Origin of the sequence: Danxiaibacter flavus (assembly GCF_041060425.1) — a bacterium.
Classification (GTDB): domain Bacteria; phylum Bacteroidota; class Bacteroidia; order Chitinophagales; family Chitinophagaceae; genus Danxiaibacter; species Danxiaibacter flavus.
In genome coordinates this window covers 1-827 of sequence record NZ_JAULBC010000025.1, presented here as the reverse complement: position 1 = coordinate 827, position 827 = coordinate 1, and the positions used below count along the sequence as shown (strand labels likewise).

Here is an 827-nt window from a genome sequence, read left to right as displayed (position 1 = left end):
TTGATTTCAATAAATTAGCGGCTCAAAAAATACTACTAAGATTATAGGGTAGCCACACTTAAAAATATAAACACACTGATTGACGATGAGCAATTTATCAACCGTAACCGAAACGGCGAACGAGAATTTGTTCGAAATTGCAAACTGACTTTCAAAAATTTAATAGTACTGTTGAGTAAAGGATTAACACGCTCTTTGCAAAGGGAGTTGAACAGTTTTTTCGCTGAAGTCCAGGAAGCGGATTATAGTGTTTTTGAGGTCACTAAAAGTGCATTGACACATGCAAGAAGAAAATTAAAGCCGGAAGCTTTCAAGGAGCTTAACCAGGAAGCACTGCGAACTTTTTACGAAGAGGCGCCATGGCTTAACTGGCGGGGTCACAGGCTTCTAGCTTGCGATGGCAGTACCATGGTATTACCGAGGCACCCTACAACAGAGGAGGAATTTGGGGTTCATGAGTTTGGCAGCAAGGCTGATTCCGAGAATTGTATAGCCAGGATATCATTGCTTTATGATGTGTTGAATCTCACGACACTGGATTCTCAGCTAGGGAAATATATAACTTCGGAGCGAGAATTACTGGAAAACCATTTAGCACAGACTACTTTTAAGAATCAGGATCTCCTTTTATTGGATCGCGGTTACGCCGGTATAGCATTGATGCATGAACTACAACAAAAGGGAGTTGACTTCTGCATGCGACTGACGGACAACTGGTGGAAAGCCATTCGGGAGATGATTGAAAAAGGCGAAAAGGACAAGCTGGTTACATTTAAGCTGCCAGCCCAATATCGCAAACAAATGGAATTGAAAGGAATACCAGCCAA

1 protein-coding gene is annotated in these 827 nt (G+C 41.8%); it reads left to right on the top strand.

The features are described from left to right. Positions 1–66 precede the first annotated feature (66 nt). Positions 67–827: IS4 family transposase (locus QTN47_RS27950; RefSeq protein WP_369332766.1), on the top strand; the 761-nt coding region annotated here is incomplete at its 3' end.